General features: G+C 73.4%; 9 protein-coding genes. All 9 read left to right on the plus strand.

Going from position 1 to position 17,825, the window contains the following annotated elements; all coding sequences use genetic code 11:
* Positions 1 to 85: 85 nt before the first annotated feature.
* The 9 genes from ABZ833_RS36170 to ABZ833_RS36210 all read left to right on the plus strand — a co-directional run bounded on the left by ABZ833_RS36170 (position 86) and on the right by ABZ833_RS36210 (position 17,715).
* Entirely contained in the window at positions 86 to 2,464 is a 2,379-nt protein-coding gene (locus tag ABZ833_RS36170) for an ATP/GTP-binding protein (protein WP_361056080.1), read from the plus strand.
* A gap of 205 nt (positions 2,465 to 2,669) precedes the next feature.
* Complete coding sequence (locus ABZ833_RS36175; protein WP_361056084.1) at positions 2,670 to 4,256, plus strand: PucR family transcriptional regulator; 1,587 nt, start codon at positions 2,670 to 2,672, stop codon at positions 4,254 to 4,256.
* A 173-nt stretch (positions 4,257 to 4,429) separates the two neighbouring features.
* Positions 4,430 to 5,875 (plus strand): aldehyde dehydrogenase family protein, encoded by a 1,446-nt coding sequence (locus ABZ833_RS36180; RefSeq protein ID WP_361056088.1) that lies wholly within the window; start codon positions 4,430 to 4,432, stop codon positions 5,873 to 5,875.
* Positions 5,876 to 6,017: 142 nt separating this feature from the next.
* Positions 6,018 to 8,195, plus strand: coding sequence for a PQQ-binding-like beta-propeller repeat protein (locus ABZ833_RS36185; protein ID WP_361056091.1), 2,178 nt, complete (start codon positions 6,018 to 6,020; stop codon positions 8,193 to 8,195).
* Positions 8,196 to 8,351: 156 nt separating this feature from the next.
* Positions 8,352 to 10,724, plus strand: a complete 2,373-nt coding sequence (locus tag ABZ833_RS36190) for a PQQ-binding-like beta-propeller repeat protein (RefSeq protein ID WP_361056094.1) — start codon at positions 8,352 to 8,354, stop codon at positions 10,722 to 10,724.
* A gap of 5 nt (positions 10,725 to 10,729) precedes the next feature.
* Positions 10,730 to 12,946, plus strand: a complete 2,217-nt coding sequence (locus ABZ833_RS36195) for a PQQ-binding-like beta-propeller repeat protein (protein WP_361056097.1) — start codon at positions 10,730 to 10,732, stop codon at positions 12,944 to 12,946.
* Between the two features lie 158 nt (positions 12,947 to 13,104).
* On the plus strand, positions 13,105 to 15,051 hold the full coding sequence (locus ABZ833_RS36200) for an acyl-CoA dehydrogenase family protein (RefSeq protein WP_361056100.1): 1,947 nt from the start codon (positions 13,105 to 13,107) through the stop codon (positions 15,049 to 15,051).
* A gap of 109 nt (positions 15,052 to 15,160) precedes the next feature.
* A complete protein-coding gene (dxr, locus tag ABZ833_RS36205) occupies positions 15,161 to 16,417 on the plus strand; it encodes a 1-deoxy-D-xylulose-5-phosphate reductoisomerase (RefSeq protein ID WP_361056104.1) in 1,257 nt (418 codons plus the stop codon).
* Complete coding sequence (locus tag ABZ833_RS36210; protein ID WP_361056107.1) at positions 16,414 to 17,715, plus strand: site-2 protease family protein; 1,302 nt, start codon at positions 16,414 to 16,416, stop codon at positions 17,713 to 17,715. Before dxr ends, ABZ833_RS36210 begins: the two co-directional genes overlap by 4 nt.
* The last annotated feature ends 110 nt before the right edge of the window (positions 17,716 to 17,825 follow it).

Below are 17,825 nucleotides of genomic sequence, written 5' to 3' on the forward strand. Positions count from 1 at the left end.
CGGGCGCGTATGCGGTGAACTACCCCTGCGGGGGCACTAGATTGACGACTGAACCGACAGGCTGGCTGGTCAGGGGGCAAGGGCCATGGACTCCGAAGGCACGCACGACGCTCGCGGCACACACGCCACACCGGTGCCGCGCCCGGCGGGGCCTGCTGGCCCCGCGGCGCCGCCGATGCCTCGGCAGGCGCCCGGCGCCGGGAGTGCCTCATCCGTCGCCGAATGGCTCGCCGCGCCGCGCCCCGAGGCGGCTCCGGGCATCTGGCGCTACGCCTACCGCCCGCCCGCCCCCGAGGCCGAGACCGAGGGCGCCGACCGGCGCCTGATCGTGGGCATGGTGATCTCCACCGTGCTCGGCCTGCTGTTCTGGTCGCTGTGGCGGCAGGGCAGCATCCCCTACCAGTGGGCCCCGCTGAAGCTGTTCACGCCGGGCGAATGGTGGTGGGCCGGCAGCGCTCAGCCCAAGCAGCAGCAGGCCACGGACGCGCGGGTCGTCTACGACGGTCTTGTCTTCGGCGCCGTGGTGTACACCGTCGGGCGGCTCGGTGCCTGGCCCGACTCGATCCGGCACTTCGTGACGCGGCGCCCGCAGCCCTCCCGCGCCGTGCTCGCCTCCGTCGCGGCGGTCGGCGCCCTGGTCTTCGTCTGGCCGAGCGCCCTCGGTCTCGACGCACGGCCGCTGCCCGTGGCCGACCCCGTCTTCTCCCTGATCGCGCTCGTGGCCGGTGGCTACGAAGTCTTCGAGTCGCGCGTCCTCACCGACACCCTGTACGTCGTGATCACCCTCGCGGTGCTGTGGCCCTTCGCCCGGATCGGCGGGTGGTGGGAGGCGGTCCGCGACCGCAAGGCCGCGCCGGTCCGGCCGCGGGTCACCCCGCCGCGCCCCGCCGGCGCCCCCGCCCGCGCTCACTGGCCCGAACTGCGCGCGGCGGGACAGCACAAGGCCGCTGACCTGCTCTCCGCCGAGCTGGTCAGCGGACGTATGAACGACGTCGACTGCGCCCGCGTGGACCACGCCTGGCGGACGGCCGCGCCCGACCCCGGCGCGCTCGACACCTTCGTGGACACGGTCGCCCGGCACGGCTGCGCCGCCTGGGTCCACCCCTCGGGCCAGCGCGACCTGCCCGCTCGCACCGCCGTCCACGACCTGCTCGTCGGCCAGGTCAGGATCGGCCGGTTCGCGAAGGACGAGCGCAATCCCTACGCCGTGCGCAACGCCGAGGCCGCGCTCGATCCCGCCGTGCTCGGCACGTCGCTGCTCGCGGTGGGCCCGTCCGGCGCGGGCAAGACAGGCCGGCTCATGCGTCCGGTGGCCGAGTCGCTGGCTCTGGGCGCTCTCACCGGGCAGTGCGCCGTCGTCGCCGTGGGCGCGGCGGGCACGGCGCTCGGCGCGGACGACGCGTACGACGTCGTGGTCAAGCCGGGCGATCCGGCGTCCGTGCACGACATCGACCTGTACGCGGACTGCGCCGACGCGGACGAGGCCGCCGCCTTCCTCGCCGAAGGTCTGGTCGGCGACCTCGAAGCCGTCGACACGCGCCGCGCCGCCACCACCCTCGCCCAGCTCCTCGGCCCCTACCGCCTCCTCCATGGACGCTTCCCCTCCGTCCCCGTGCTGCGCGAACTGCTCGAAGGGGATCCCGCGGCCCTCGCCGACCTCCAGACAGGCCTCTCCGCGGGCGAGCACACCGCCATGCGCCGCGAACTCGACGCGCGCATCCGGCAGTCGGGCTCTCCCAACGACCCGGGTCCCGCCCTCGCCGACCGCCTCGGGCTGCTCGACCGGCCCGCCTTCGCCGACTTCTTCAACCCCGGCGGCGAGGGGCACCCCTTCTCGATGCGCGCCGTCGTCCATCACCCGCTGAGGGTCAGGGTGGATCTGCCGGAGCACGGACACGAGGAGGCGTCGCGGCTCCTCGCCCGGCTGCTGCTCGCCCAGTTCGCGTACGTCGTGCGCGGCCGTGCCCGGCGGCCGCACTTCGCCTGCCTGATCCTGGACGACGCCGCGCGCACCCTCACCACCGAGAGCGTGCGTGCCATCCAGCGCCTGCGGTCGCTGAACGCGGGCGTCGTGCTCGGTCTGCGCACCATCGGTGAGGTGCCGGAGCAGCTCCAGGGGCCGCTCTACGCGGCGGTCGGCTGCCGGATGGCCTTCTCCGGAGTGACGACCTGGGACGGGCGCCGCTTCACCGAGGCCTGGGGCACCGAGTGGATCGAGACCAAGGAAGTCGCCCAGCACACGGTCTTCGCCGATCAGCCGATGACGCGGGCGCTGCACTCCCTGCGCAAGCTCGTCACCGGCAAGGCGGTCACGACGGACGCCGTCACCGTGCGCAAGGTCGAGCGCGAGCGCTGGTCCGCGTCCGACCTCGCCCACTCCCTGCCCCCCGGCCACGCCGTCCTCTCCCTGACCGACGTGCGCGGCGAGCACGCGCCGCCCCTGTTGGTGGATCTTCGGGGTTAGCCGCCGGGGCGTAGGCAGGGATGTACGTACGGGCTATTCGGTCCCGTACGTACCGTACGGTGAGGCAGAATCGACACAGGTCGTTCATACGTACCGGCCAAAAGATCCACATCTCGTCCGGGATTCAATGGCCGACCGGCACGCGTGCCTCGTCCGCCGCTGCCAGACCTGCCGCCCTGACCTGCTGACCCGACCTGAAGGTCCCATGCCGCCCACGCTCGCCTCCCTCGTCCATCACTCCGCACTGAAGCTCACCGTGCGCGCGGGTGAGGAACATCTGGACGCGCCCGTGCGCTGGGCGCACGCCAGCGAGCTCACCGACCCCGTGCCCTACATGGAGGGCGGCGAGCTCCTCATGATCACCGCGCTCAAGCTGGACGCGGAGGATCCGGAGGCGATGCGCCGCTATGTGAAGCGGCTCGCGGCGGCGGGAGTCGTCGGGCTCGGGTTCGCGGTCGGCGTGCATTACAAGGACATCCCGGACGCGTTGGTCGCGGCAGCCGCGGATGAAGGGCTTCCGCTCCTCGAAGTGCCGCGGCGCACGCCCTTCCTCGCCATCAGCAAGGCCGTCTCCGCCGCCATCGCCGCCGACCAGTACCGCGCCGTCACGGCGGGCTTCGCCGCCCAGCGCGAGCTGACCAAGCAGGCGCTGAGCGACGGCCCCGAGGGGCTCCTCGGCGCGCTCGCCGGTCAGGTGGACGGCTGGGCCGCGCTGTACGACGCGTCCGGCGCCGTCGTCGCCACGGCCCCCGAGTGGGCCACCCGCCGGGCCGCCAGGCTCACCTCCGACGTCGAGCGGCTGCGGGACCGCGCGGCACCGGCGAGCGCGGTCGTCGCGGGCGCCGAGGACCGGGTGGAGCTGCACTCGATCGGCACGGGACGGCGCCCCCGCGCCGCGCTCGCCGTCGGCACGGCATCCACCCTCGGCACCGCCGAGCGGTACGCACTGCACTCGGCCATAGCGCTGCTCACCCTCACCACCGAGCGCAACCGCTCCCTCCAGGCCGCCGAGGGCCGCGTCGGCTCCGCCGTCCTTCGGATGCTGCTGGCCGGGGAGCCGGACCACGCCCGCACGGTGGCGGGGGAGCTGTACGGAAGCCTGCTGGACGCGCCGTTCCGCCTGGTCGTCGCCGAGGTGCCCGCATCCGCCGCGGAGGACGGCGACCCGTTCGCCGGGCTCACGGACGCCGTCGAGTCGGCCGCCGCCCGCGCCGGCGAGGCACTCCTCGTCGTCCCCTACGGCGAGCGGCTCGTCCTGCTCGTCGTGGACGGCGGCGCGGGCGCCGCGGCCTGCGTGGCGTACGCGCAGACGCTGGAGGCCGGGCGCACGGAGGCAGCGGAGGGCGCCGCGGGCGACGGGGCCGCTCTGCTCCTCGGGCTTTCCGCACCCGCGGGACCCATCGCGGCGGCCACCGCGTACAAGCAGGCCGACCAGGCGCTGTCCATCGCCCGGCGCCGGGGCCGCGCACTGGTCGAGCACGAGGACCTCGCGGCGGGCTCGGTCCTGCCGCTGCTCGCCGACGACGCGGTACGGGCGTTCGCCGACGGTCTGCTGCGCGCCCTGTTCGAACACGACGCCACCGGCCGCGGCGACCTGATCGCATCGCTGCGCGCCTGGCTCTCGCGCCACGGCCAGTGGGACGCGGCAGCCGCGGACCTGGGCGTCCACCGCCACACGCTGCGCTATCGCATGCGCAGGGTCGAGGAGATCCTGGGCCGCTCCCTGGACGACCCGGACGTCCGCATGGAGCTGTGGCTGTCGCTGAAGGCGACATCCAGCGGTACGGAGTAATCGAGCGGTACGGAGTAGCTGCGGGGGATTGGTCCGGATCCAGTCCCCTGCCAAAGAGGCGCGGGCCCCGAGGGCACTACTCCGAGTCGGACAAACGCCCTGCACCCTTACCGCCCCTACGGTGGGGAACGTACCCCCCAAGACACACCTTCGCGGAAGGGCCGGGAATCGACATGACTTCCATCCACGCCTTCTGGCTCGCCGGTCGCCAGACCACCGGTGAGACCACTCTCGACGTCACCTCGCCCTGGGACGGGCGGGTCGTCGGCAAGGCGGCCGTCCCGACCGACGCCCAGGTCGAGGAGGCCGTCGCCGCCGCGTACGCGGTGCGCGACGAGTTCGCCGCGACCCCGGCGCACGTGCGGGCCGCCGCCCTCGACCACGTGAGCCGCAGGCTCGTCGAGCGGACGGAAGAGATCGCCCAGCTCATCTCCGCCGAGAACGGCAAGCCGATCAAGTGGGCCCGCGGCGAGGTCGGCCGTGCCGTCTCCGTCTTCCGGTTCGCCTCCGAGGAAGCCCGCCGGTTCAACGGCGGCGAGGCCCAGCGCCTCGACACCGACGCCGGCGGCCAGGGGCGCCTCGCCTTCACCCGCCGCTTCTCCAAGGGCGTCGTCCTTGGCATCGCGCCGTTCAACTTCCCGCTGAACCTCTGCGCCCACAAGATCGCCCCGGCCATCGCGTCCGGCACGCCGATCATCCTCAAGCCGGCGCCCGCGACCCCGCTCTCCGGTCTCCTCATCGGCGAGCTGCTCGCCGAGACCGAGCTGCCCGCCGGTTCCTGGTCGGTCCTTCCGGTCGCGAACGAGAAGATGCCCGCCCTCGTGCAGGACGAGCGCCTTCCCGTCATCTCCTTCACGGGCTCCGAGAAGGTCGGCTACGCGATCCTGGACTCGGTGCCGCGCAAGCACTGCACCCTGGAGCTCGGCGGAAACGGCGCCGCCGTCGTCCTGCCCGACTTCTCCTCCGACGAGGACCTCGACTGGGCGGCCTCGCGCATCGCGACGTTCTCCAACTACCAGGGCGGCCAGTCCTGCATCTCGGTGCAGCGCGTCATCGCCGACGCCTCCGTGTACGACCGCCTCGTGCCGCGCGTCCTCAAGGCCATCGAGGCCCAGGTCACCGGCGACCCGTCCGACCCGAAGACCGACGTCGGCCCGCTGGTCAACGAGGACGCCGCCAAGCGCGTGGAGTCCTGGGTCGACGAGGCCGTGCAGGCGGGCGCCCAGCTGCTCGCGGGCGGCAAGCGGGACGGCGCCTCGTACGCGCCGACCGTGCTCGCCGACGTACCGGCCGACGTGACGATCGCCTGCGAGGAGGTCTTCGGGCCTGTCCTCACGATCAAGAAGGTGGACGGCGAGGCGGAGGCGTTCGCCGCCGTCAACGACTCCAAGTACGGCCTCCAGGCGGGCGTCTTCACGCACGACCTGCAGACCGCCTTCCGCGCGCACCGCGACCTCGAGGTCGGCGGCGTGGTCATCGGCGACGCCCCCTCCTACCGCGCCGACCAGATGCCGTACGGCGGCGTCAAGCAGTCCGGCGTGGGCCGCGAGGGCGTCCGCTTCGCGATGGACGACTACACGTACGAGCGGGTCATGGTGCTGACGGGCCTCGCCCTGTAAGGCAGTTCATGAAGTAAGGCAGTTCACGATCCGGACGGCCGGAGCCCACTGTGCGGGGGCTCCGGCCGTTCTCGCGTGTGTGCCGGGCACGCACGCGCCGGACCGCTTCCGGGCGTTGCCCCGCCCTGCCACCATGGCTCGCGTGGGGGACGTGGGGGAACTCCGGGGGGAATCGTCGCCGCACCCGGCGCGCATCGGCCCGTACCGCATCGCGGGCACGCTCGGCGAGGGCGGCATGGGAGCCGTGTACCTGGGGCGCGACCGGCGGGGCGGGGCCGCGGCCGTCAAGGTGCTCAGGGCCGAACTAGCCCGCGACCAGGGCATGGTGCGCCGCTTCCGGCGCGAGGCCGACGCCGCTTCGGCGGTACGCGGACGGGGCGTCGCCCAGGTGCTCGCGTACGACCTGGAAGGACCCGTGCCGTGGATCGCCGCCGACTTCCTCGCGGGGCCGACGCTCCGGGAGGCGGTGGCGGCGCACGGCACCTTCACCGAAGGCGGCGCACGGGCGCTCGGGGCCGCGCTCGCCCGTACCCTCGCGATGATCCACGCGGCGGGGCTCGTCCACCGTGACATCAAGCCGTCCAACATCGTCCTGACCCGCTCCGGACCGCAGATCATCGACTTCGGCATCGCGCGCCCCGAGTACGGCCTCACCCTCACGAGCCCCGGCACCGCCCCCGCGACCCCCGGCTTCGCCCCGCCCGAGCAGGTCACCGGGCGGCGCGCGGGACCGGCCGCCGACGTCTTCGCCCTCGGCGCGGTCCTCGCCCTCGCCTGCACGGGGCAGGCGCCTTTCGGCGGCGGGCATCCGGCGGGCGTCAACTTCCGTGTCGTGCACGAGGATCCGGACCTGGACGGACTGCCGGACGCGCTCCTGGCTGTCGTACGCGGCTGTCTGGAGAAGGACCCGGGGGCCAGGCCCGCGCCCGAGCGCGTCGCCGAGCTGCTCCGGGCGCGCGGGGGCGGTGAACGGCCGTGGCGGCGCGCGCCCTTGCGCACGGAGATCGAGCGGCGGGCACGGACGGCCGCGGCACGCCTGGCGGAGGCGGCCGCCGCCGAATCCGGGGCCGACCAGGGGCAACATCCCTCCAGGCGAGCCCTGTTGGCGGCTTTCGGTACGGCCGTGGTGGCCGCGGGCGGTGGTGGACTCGCCTGGTGGCTGCTGCGGGACGACGGGACCGAAGGGCCCCGCACGACAGCGGGCGGCGTTCCCTTCGCGGCTCCGGTCGCCCGGCCCACGGCGGGCACCGTGCCCTCGGCGCTGTGGCGCGCCCGCGGTGTCGACCCGGACGGGCCGGGGCCGCTGGCCGTCGACCGGGTGGTCGTCGCCCCGCTCGGGCCGGGGCTCGCCGCCTGGACGCAGCACACCGGCGAGCGCGCCTGGACCTGGCCCGGCAACGGCGCGCCCGCGCAGGGCGGCCCGCTGCTCTTCCAGGAGGCGGGGCGAGCGGTCATCGCCGTCACCCGCGGCGGCTGGGTCACGGCGCTCGACGCCCGCACCGGACGGAAGCTGTGGGACGCGCGCGCCGCCGACGCACGCCAGGCACTCGCCGTGGACTCCCGGCACGTGTACGTCCTCGACGGCGACCGGCATGTCCGCGCACTCGCCCTCGCGGACCACCGGGTCGGGTGGACGTCGAAGGCGGCCGTCGGCGCGGACGGGCCGCCATCGGCGGCGGTGGCGGGCGGACGGCTGCTCGTCACGACGCGGGATGCCCGTGCGGTCGCCCTCGACACCGCGTCGGGCGAGGTGAGCTGGGAGAAGGACCTCGGCCCGGTGAAGTCGTTCGCCGTGCCCGTCGGGCTGCCGCCCGCCGTCCTCGGCGACGGCTTCTGCGTGGGCGGCGACCGGATGGTGGCGCTGCGCGCCCGCGACGGCTCGGAGCGGTGGTCGCACGATGCCGACGGGCCGCTGACGCGGTGGACCTGGGGCGCGCCGACGGTGGTGGACGACGTCGTCTACGCCCCGCGCCGCCAGCTGTTCGAGGGGGAGATCCTCTGCCTGGACGCCGCCGACGGCTCGTCGCGCTGGACGGCGAAGGTCGGCTACGCGGGCGGCGGCCTCACGGACGCGGTGCTGCCGCTGCGGCCCGCCGTCCGCCAGGGGCACGCGCTGTACGTCCCTCTCGGTGCGGAGCCGAAGAGCGGCAGCGCGACGCGGACGCACGACCGCGGCGTCGTCACCCTCGACACCCGCTCCGGACGCAAGCTCTGGGCGTTCAACGACGATGCGGAGCAGGCGGGTTGGGGCCTGGCGGGCGCGGCGGGGCGGGTCTTCGTGGCGCGCGGCGGTGAGCTGAGGGCGATGCCGAGCCTCTGATGCGGCGATGGCCGACCCTCTGATGCGGCGATGGCCGACCCTCTGATGTCCGAGGGTGCGCAAGGCTCATGAATCCGGCATTCAGGGTCTACTCTGCGCAGCGTGCGCGGCGCTCCCGGTGGGGGAACCGGGCGGTGCGCACACGGGGGAGTACCGATGGAATACCTGCGCTCGGACGATCCGCCGGCCCTGGGGCCCTACCGCCTCGTGGCCCGGCTCGCGCCCGCCGGAGGGGAGCGGCGGTGGCTCGCCGTCGGCCCCGCGGGGCACCCGTACGTCGAAGTGACGCTCCTGGAGGGCGAGTCGGGTGACGGCCTGACCCTCCTGCGCGGCGCCGCGGCCGGGCCTGGCCTGGTGGAGGCGGTCGACGCAGATCCTGGCGCCGAGCCGCCGTGGCTTGCCTGCCGGTACGTTCCTTCGCTGACGCTCGCCGAGGTGGGCGGCCTGATGTACGGAGGGCTGCCGGACGCCACGGTCCGCGGCATCGGCGCCGCCCTCGCCGCTGCGCTGGCCCGGCTGCATGCCGCAGGCGCGGCGCACGGTGCGGTCAGCCCCGGCGGGGTGCTGCTCGGCGCAGGAGGCCCGCGGCTGGTTCGGCCACGGGGCAAGGGGAGCCCCGCCGATGACGTCGCCGCGCTCGCCACGGTCCTGACCGACGCGGCGGCGGGCCGCCCGCCCGACACCGAACTGCTGGCGCGCTGCCGTCACGCGGACCCCGGGCAGCGCCCCACGGCGGCCGAACTGGCGGCCCACTGGAACCCGGGGACACCACCACCGCTGCCCGCCAGGATCGTCGGCGCCCTGGCGAGGGAGGCGGAGGAGGCATTGGCCCAGGAGGGACTGCCGCGGCCCGGGGCATCTCATGGGGGCCACTTGCCGGAAGGGAGGCGTGCGGCCGATGCGGGGCGCGTGTCCGAAGCGGCCGGTGCGTCCGATGGGAGCCGTGCGGTCGAGAGGGCACGTGAGTCCGAAGCTGTCCGCGCGGCCGAAGCGCCCGGCTCGCCTGCCGTGCCCCCGACGGGACTTCACGCACCGCACGAGCCCGAAGCCCACCCGCGCCCGCACGCCCCGTCGGCCGCCCCGCAAGGCCGGGCAGCCGATGCCGCGCCAGCCGCCACGCCAGGATCCGAAGCCCCGCCCCTCGCCACCACCCCGGCGCGCAGCCCCCACCGCCCCGCACGCCCCGCTCACCCCACCCGCCGCACCCTCCTCACCGCATCGGCCGGCGCCCTCCTCGGTGCCGGAGCCGTTGGCGGCTGGGTCATGGCGCGCGGTGGAGCCGATGCCCTCGCCTCGCCGGAGCGGCGTACGCGCGCGGCGTCCTCCGGCACCGCCCGCGTCCCCCGTGGCGCCGCGCCACCCGCCCTGTGGCGTTACGACAACGAGGCGGGGCCGATCAAGGCCGACGTGAGCATGTGGGGCGGCGAGACGGGCTACGTCTCCGAGCCGCCCTTCCTCACCGCCCTGCGCCTCGACACCGGCCAGGTCGCCTGGACCCGTGACGACATGGCGGCCGCGCAGCCCGTCCTGCCCCTCGCCGACCAGGCCGTCACCGCGCGCTCCGAGCGCCTGGTCGGGCTCTCCCCGAAGGACGGGAAGCAGCTGTGGACCCGCACCATGAGCGTCCTGTCCGGCCGGGGCACGATGCGGATCCTCGGCGGTTCGTCCCGCGACCGCACGGTCCTGTGTCACGTGGCGCCGCCCTCCGGTGCCACGGGGGACGACAGACAGCCCTGGCTGGTCAACTTCGGCGTGGACGAGCGCGCCGACCGCTGGCGCATGAAGGTCACGACGGCCCTGCCGGGCGACCTCCGTGTCACCTCCCCCGACGCGGAGGGTGAGGAGGAGGAAGAAGAGGAGGCGGGCGCCCAGGGAGGACAAGAACAGGAACACGAACACGAACAGGACCGCGACCTCTATCTCATCGGCAGGCGCTATCCCCGGAGTTCCCGCCTGACCCGCGCCGACATCGCCACCGGACGCACGGTGTGGAACCACATCCACCCCTGGACGGACACCTTCCGCGCCACGCTCGTCTACGACCCGTACTCCCGGCAGCTCATCGAAGTCGTCGGCGGCCGGCTGCGCGCGGCGCCCCACGACGCCGACGCCCCGCGCCACCGCCTCGACCTGTTCCAGAACACGGCAGGCACCAAGCCCGACAAGGTGACGCTGTCCTCCAAGGTCCGCCGGATCAAGGGCGTCGGCAGCCCTCTCCTCTTCGTCGCGAGCCCGGCGCAGACCGTCATCGCCGTCGACACCGCACGGGTGCGGGAGTTCTGGCGCCACCGGCTCACCCCCGACCGGCTCTCCAAGGACCCCGCACCGCCCGTCCTGCGCGTCACCGACTCCGGCCGCACCCTGCTGGCCGCGAGCCGGTTCGGCGTCTTCGCACTCGACTCGCGCACCGGCGCCGAACAGTGGCACTTCGCCGTCGCCGACGCGGACGAGAGCTATCAGGTCCATACGTCGGGCCGCGTCGCCCTGGTGGTCAACGGCCCCTCGATCTACGCCCTTCCGGTGAGGTGACACCCATGGACGCCCTCGGGCCGCTCCTGCCCACAGACCCCGACACCATCGGAGACCACCGCCTCGTCGCCCGGCTCGGTTCGGGCGGCATGGGCACGGTCTATCTCGCGCGTACGCCCACGGGGCGCACCGTCGCGCTCAAGGCGGTACGCGCCGCGCTGGCCGACAACCCCTCGCTCCGGGCGCGCTTCCGCGAGGAGACACAGGCCGCCCACACGCTCGGCCGCCTCCCGCACTTTCCCGAGCTGGTGGACGCCGGGGAGCTGTGGTTCGCCACGGCGTACGTCCTGGGCCCCTCGCTCGCCGATGCCGTCTCCGCGTACGGCCCGTGGCCCGAGCCCGCGGTGCGCGCGCTGGCCGCCGAGCTCGCCACGGCGCTTGAGGCGCTGCACGGCGCGGGCTACGTGCACCGCGACCTGAAGCCCTCGAACGTGCTGCTCACCCCCGCGGGCCCGCGCCTCATAGACCTCGGCCTGGCCCAGGCCACCGGCGCCCAGCCGCTGACCGCTCCGGGTGAACTCCCCGGCACACCCGCCTACATGGCGCCCGAGCAGACCACAGGCGGCCGCGTCGGCCCGCCCTGCGACGTGTACGCGCTCGGCGCCGTCCTCGTCCTCGCCGCCACGGGACGCCCGCCCCACGGCGAGGGCGAGCCCGGCGAGCTGCTGTACCGGATCGCCCACCAGGAACCGGAGCTCGCCGCGGTCCCCGAGCCGCTGCGCCCGCTGGCGGCGGCCTGCCTGGCCCGCGATCCCGCCGCCCGCCCGGCCCCGGCCGATGTGCGCGCACGCGCGGGCGGCGACGCCTGGTTCGGGGACCGCCTTCCGCCCGCGGTGCTCGCCGACATCGCCGCCCGCACGGCATCCGTGGGCGACACCGGCGTACGCCGCCACACCGAGCCGGAGCCCGGCGTGGACGGGCCCACGCGCCGCCGCCTGCTGGCCGGCGGCGCGGCGCTCGCCGTCGTGGGCGCGGGCGGAGGCACCGCGTGGTGGCTCTGGGGGCCGGGTGGGAACCCCGGGTCCGATCCCTCGCCCTCACCCTCGCGCCGCCCCTCGAAGACGGTCCCCGGCGGGGCGCCGCAGCCCCTGTGGAGCTACCGGGGCGACCTCAGCGACAAGGGCATCGTCCCCGCCCTGCCGTTCGGCGACGTCGTCGTCGTGCCCGGCGCCGCCGACGGATCGCTCCTGGGCATCGACGCCCGCCGCGGCACGCTGCGCTGGCGGGCCCGCGCGGGCGCAGGCGTCGCGCCGACCCCGTGCGCGGACGCCTGTGTCCAGCCCACCGCGGAGCCCGGAGGCCGCCTCGCCGTGGTGGAGGCGGGGGACGGCCGCACCTGGACCACCGGCGCCCTCGACCTCGATCTGCGCCGGATGCGCCAGGCGGTCGTCGCCTACAGCAGCAGGGCCGTGTACGTGATGGGCCACGAGCCGGGGCACGGCGAGGAGGCCCAGCCGGAGGAGCTCGACCGCTTCCTCGTCGCGTACGACGTCCGTGACCGCCGCGTCGTCTGGCGCAGGAAGCTCGCCCGCAGCGTGGCGCGCACCGCCCGGATGGCGGGCAACGACCGGTTCGCACTGCTCCTGGAGACGGACTCGGTCACGGCCTACCGCACGGACAGCGGCAAGCCCGCCTGGCGGCGCACCCTCGCGACCGAGCGGACGCGGCTCGACCCGACGACCGCCACGGCCAGGCGGGCCATCGCCTCCGACGACAGGACGGTCGTGGTCAGCGGCCGCGGCTGCCTCGTCCTGGAGCTCGCCACCGGCCGCACGCTGTGGAGCCTGGACCCGGAGGAGGCCGAGAAGGGCCTGCCGGCCGAGGCGAGGGGCCGCAGTCTCTACGGCGCGGCCACGATCGAGGGAGAGACGATCTACTTCTCCTTCCTCGGCCGCGAGATGTGGGCGGTCCAGCGCACGCGCCGCAAGCAGGCCCGCAAGGGCGACGCCTGGCGGTGGAAGTCGACCGTGCCCCTGCCCGACCCGCCCGCGGCCCCGCCCCTGCCCGGCGGCCGCTATCTCTTCCCGCCCATGGCGCCCTCCGCGGACGCCGCGGTCATCGCCGTGGACCGCGAAACGTTCAGGACGGCGTGGACGTACACGATGCCGGACGAGCCCGAGGGCGCGCCCCGCTTCTCCACGCGCAAGAACCGTCTGTACGTCACCCGGGGGCGCACCCTGACGGTCCTTCCGCTGGACGGCTCGGGGCCCGGCGACACGTGACTCCGGCGGGGCCGAACGCTGCGCGAGGACTGGTGGGCTCCGGACGAATCGGGTACATACGATCCATACGATCGAGTAGCACCAGTCAGTAACCGACCGGGTCAAGATCGGCTCAATCGGAACCGATCGGCCCCATCCGCGGCGAGGTGAGCTCCTCAATGTCCGCACCAACCCCACCCCCTTCCGGGCCGTCCGTGACCGAACGCGAGGCCAGGCAGGTCGCCGAGGCCGCCCGCGAACAGGACTGGCGCAAGCCGAGCTTCGCCAAGGAACTCTTCCTCGGCCGCTTCCGGCTCGACCTGATCCATCCGCACCCCATGCCCCCGGACGAGGACGCGAGGCGCGGCGAGGAGTTCCTCGCCAAGCTCCGCGACTTCTGCGAGACGAAGATCGACTCGGCCCGCATCGAGCGCGAGGCGAAGATCCCCGACGAGGTCATCAACGGCCTCAAGGAGCTCGGCGCCCTCGGCATGAAGATCGACGTGAAATACGGCGGGCTCGGCCTCACGCAGGTCTACTACAACAAGGCGCTCGCCCTCGTCGGCTCCGCGAACCCGTCGATCGGCGCGCTGCTCTCCGCCCACCAGTCGATCGGCGTACCGCAGCCGCTCAAGCAGTTCGGCACCCAGGAGCAGAAGGACGAGTTCCTGCCGCGCTGCGCCCGCACGGACATCAGCGCGTTCCTCCTGACCGAGCCGGACGTCGGCTCCGACCCGGCGCGCCTGGCCACCATGGCGGTGCCGGACGGCGACTCGTACGTCCTGGACGGCGTGAAGCTGTGGACCACGAACGGCGTCGTCGCCGACCTCCTGGTCGTCATGGCGCGCGTGCCGAAGTCCGACGGCCACAAGGGCGGCATCACGGCCTTCGTGGTCGAGGCGGCGGCACAGGGCATCACCGTCGAGAACCGCAACGCCTTCATGGGCCTGCGCGGCCTGGAGAACGGCGTGACCCGCTTCCACCAGGTCCGCGTCCCCGCCGCGCACCGCATCGGCCCGGAGGGCGCGGGCCTGAAGATCGCCCTGACGACCCTCAACACCGGCCGCCTCTCGCTGCCCGCGATGTGCGTCGGCGCGGGCAAGTGGTGCCTGAAGATCGCCCGTGAGTGGTCGGGCGCGCGGGAGCAGTGGGGCAAGCCGGTCGCGTTCCACGAGGCGGTCGGCGCGAAGATCTCGTTCATCGCGGCGACGACCTTCGCCCTGGAAGCCGTACTCGACCTCTCCTCCCAGATGGCCGACGAGGACCGCAACGACATCCGCATCGAGGCGGCGCTCGCCAAGCTGTACGGCTCCGAGATGGGCTGTCTGATGGCGGACGAGCTGGTGCAGATCCGCGGCGGCCGCGGCTTCGAGACCGCGGAGTCCCTCGCGGCCCGCGGCGAACGCGCGGTCCCGGCGGAACAGGTCCTGCGCGACCTGCGCATCAACCGCATCTTCGAGGGCTCGACGGAGATCATGCACCTCCTGATCGCCCGCGAGGCGGTGGACGCGCACCTGAAGGTGGCGGGCGACCTGATCGACCCGGACAAGTCCCTCTCCGACAAGGCGAAGGCGGGCGCGAGGGCAGGCGGCTTCTACGCCCGCTGGCTGCCGAAGCTGGTCACGGGCCCGGGGCAGCTCCCGAGCTCGTACTCGGAGTTCCACCCCGACGGCCACGCGGACCTCTCCCCGCACCTGCGCTACGTGGAGCGCAACGCCCGCAAGCTGGCCCGCTCGACGTTCTACGCGATGTCGCGCTGGCAGGGAAAGATGGAGACCAAGCAGGGCTTCCTGGGCCGCGTGGTCGACATCGGTGCCGAACTCTTCGCGATGAGCGCGGCGTGCGTACGCGCGGAGCTCCTGCGGACGACGGAGGACTACGGCCGCGAGGCCTACCAACTGGCCGACACGTTCTGCCACCAGTCCCGCATCCGTGTCGACGAGCTCTTCGACCGCCTGTGGACCAACACGGACGACATCGACCGCAAGGTGGTCAAGGGCGTCCTGTCCGGCACGTACACCTGGCTGGAGGAGGGCGTCGTCGACCCCAGCGGCGAAGGCCCCTGGATCGCGGACGCCACACCGGGCGCGAGTACACGGGAGAACGTCCACCGGCCGATCCGCTGACGCGCTTTCCGGGGCGTTCCCCCTGCGGGGACGCCCCGGAACACGTTTTTGGCCGACCGGATCGGGGCGCAGTGTCTCCTCGCACCGTCACCCAGGCAAGAATGGGGGGATGAGCGACAGTCCAGCCCCCCTCGCCGACCCGCATCTCGTCTTCGACCCCGTCGTCACGGACGGCCCGCGGGACATCGTCATCCTCGGCTCGACCGGGTCGATCGGCACCCAGGCCATCGATCTCGTCCTGCGCAACCCCCGTCGCTTCCGCGTCACCGCGCTCTCCGCCGCCGGCGGCCGCGTCGCGCTGCTCGCCGAGCAGGCCAGGCAGCTGCGGGTGCGGACCGTCGCGGTGGCCCGCGAGGACGTCGTACCGGCGCTGCGCGAGGCGCTGAAGGGGCAGTACGGCACCGAGCCGCTGCCCGAGATCCTCGCCGGGCCCGACGCGGCCACGCAGCTCGCCGCTTCGGACTGCCACACCGTCCTGAACGGCATCACAGGATCCATCGGGCTCGCGCCCACCCTCGCCGCGCTGGAGGCGGGCCGCACCCTCGCGCTCGCCAACAAGGAGTCGCTGATCGTCGGCGGCCCGCTGGTGAAGGCGCTCGCGAAGCCGGGGCAGATCATCCCGGTCGACTCCGAGCACGCCGCGCTCTTCCAGGCGCTCGCCGCGGGCACCCGCGCCGACGTGCGCAAGCTGGTCGTCACGGCCTCCGGTGGCCCGTTCCGGGGACGTACGAAGGCCGATCTGGCGAACGTCACGCCCGAGGACGCGCTCGCGCACCCCACCTGGGCCATGGGCCCGGTCATCACCGTCAACTCCGCGACGCTCGTGAACAAGGGCCTGGAAGTCATCGAGGCGCACCTCCTCTACGACATCCCCTTCGAGCGCATCGAGGTCGTCGTCCACCCGCAGTCCTACGTGCACTCCATGGTCGAGTTCACCGACGGATCGACGCTGGCCCAGGCCACGCCGCCCGACATGGGCGGCCCGATCGCCATCGGCATCGGCTGGCCCGAGCGGGTGCCGGACGCCGCTCCCGCCTTCGACTGGACGAAGGCGTCGAGCTGGGAGTTCTTCCCCCTCGACAACGACGCTTTTCCGTCGGTCGGGCTCGCCCGGCACGTGGGGAAGCTCGCGGGCACGGCCCCGGCGGTGTTCAATGCGGCCAACGAGGAGTGCGTGGACGCGTTCTTGAACGGCGCCCTGCCCTTCAATGGGATCATGGAGACCGTGACGAAGGTCGTCGCCGAACACGGCACGCCGTCAGCGGGAACTTCCCTGACCGTCGCGGACGTCCTCGAAGCGGAGACCTGGGCGCGTGCCCGGGCCCGTGAACTGACGGCGAAGGCGACCGCGGAGGCCCGCGCATGACGACCTTGATGATGATCCTCGGCATAGTCGTCTTCGCGGTCGGGCTGCTGTTCTCGATCGCCTGGCACGAGCTGGGCCACCTGTCGACCGCCAAGCTGTTCGGCATCCGCGTGCCGCAGTACATGGTCGGCTTCGGCCCGACGATCTTCTCGCGCAAGAAGGGCGACACCGAGTACGGCATCAAGGCCATCCCCCTCGGCGGCTACATCCGCATGATCGGCATGTTCCCGCCGGGTCCGGACGGCCGCATAGAGGCACGCTCCACGTCCCCCTGGCGCGGCATGATCGAGGACGCGAGGTCGGCCGCCTTCGAGGAGCTCGAACCCGGCGACGAATCCCGCCTCTTCTACACGCGCAAGCCGTGGAAGCGCGTGATCGTGATGTTCGCGGGTCCGTTCATGAACCTGATCCTCGCCGTGGCGATCTTCCTCGGCGTGATGATGACCTTCGGCATCAGCACGCAGACGACGACGGTCGGCAAGGTGTCCGACTGCGTCATCCAGCAGAGCGAGAACCGCTCCAAGTGCGAGAAGGGCGACACGGCCGCGCCCGCCAAGGCGGCGGGACTGAAGCTCGGCGACAAGATCGTCGCCTTCCAGGGGCAGCCCGTCGACGACTGGTCCGCGCTCCAGGGCAAGATCCGCGAGACCATCGGCCCGGCCACCATCACGGTCGAGCGCGACGGCAAGCAGGTCGACCTGCACGCCAACCTCATCAAGAACCAGGTCAGCAAGACCGACGGCGACGGCGGCTATGTCGAAGGGAAGTACGTCTACGCGGGCTTCCTCGGCTTCACCCCCGCCACCGGCGTCGTCCAGCAGGGCTTCGGCGACTCGGTGAACCGCATGGGCGACATGATGGAGAACGGCGTCGAGTCGCTCATCGCACTGCCGTCCAAGATCCCCGACCTGTGGGACGCGGCCTTCGGTGACGGCGACCGCAAGCAGGACTCCCCGATGGGCGTCGTCGGCGCGGCCCGCGTGGGCGGCGAGGTCTTCACGCTGGACATCCCGCCGGAGAACCAGATCGCGATGATGCTGTTCCTGGTCGCGGGCTTCAACCTCTCCCTCTTCCTGTTCAACATGCTGCCGCTGCTTCCGCTGGACGGCGGGCACATCGCGGGAGCGCTGTGGGAGTCGGTGCGGCGCAAGGCGGCCAAGCTCCTGAAGCGGCCCGACCCGGGCCCCTTCGACGTCGCGAAGCTGATGCCCGTCGCCTATGTGGTGGCCGGAATCTTCATCTGCTTCACGATCCTCGTCCTGATCGCGGACGTCGTTAACCCGGTGAGAATCTCCTAATAACGTGAAGTTTGCGGCGGCCGGGCACTCTCTGTGTCCGGCCGCCCACCTTTGGGTGGAGTTACGGACGTGATGTGCTCGGGCGCGGTGGGGTGCCGTAATCTCGAAGC

The sequence above is a fragment of the Streptomyces sp. NPDC047525 genome (genome assembly GCF_040643025.1).
Classification (GTDB): domain Bacteria; phylum Actinomycetota; class Actinomycetes; order Streptomycetales; family Streptomycetaceae; genus Streptomyces; species Streptomyces durmitorensis.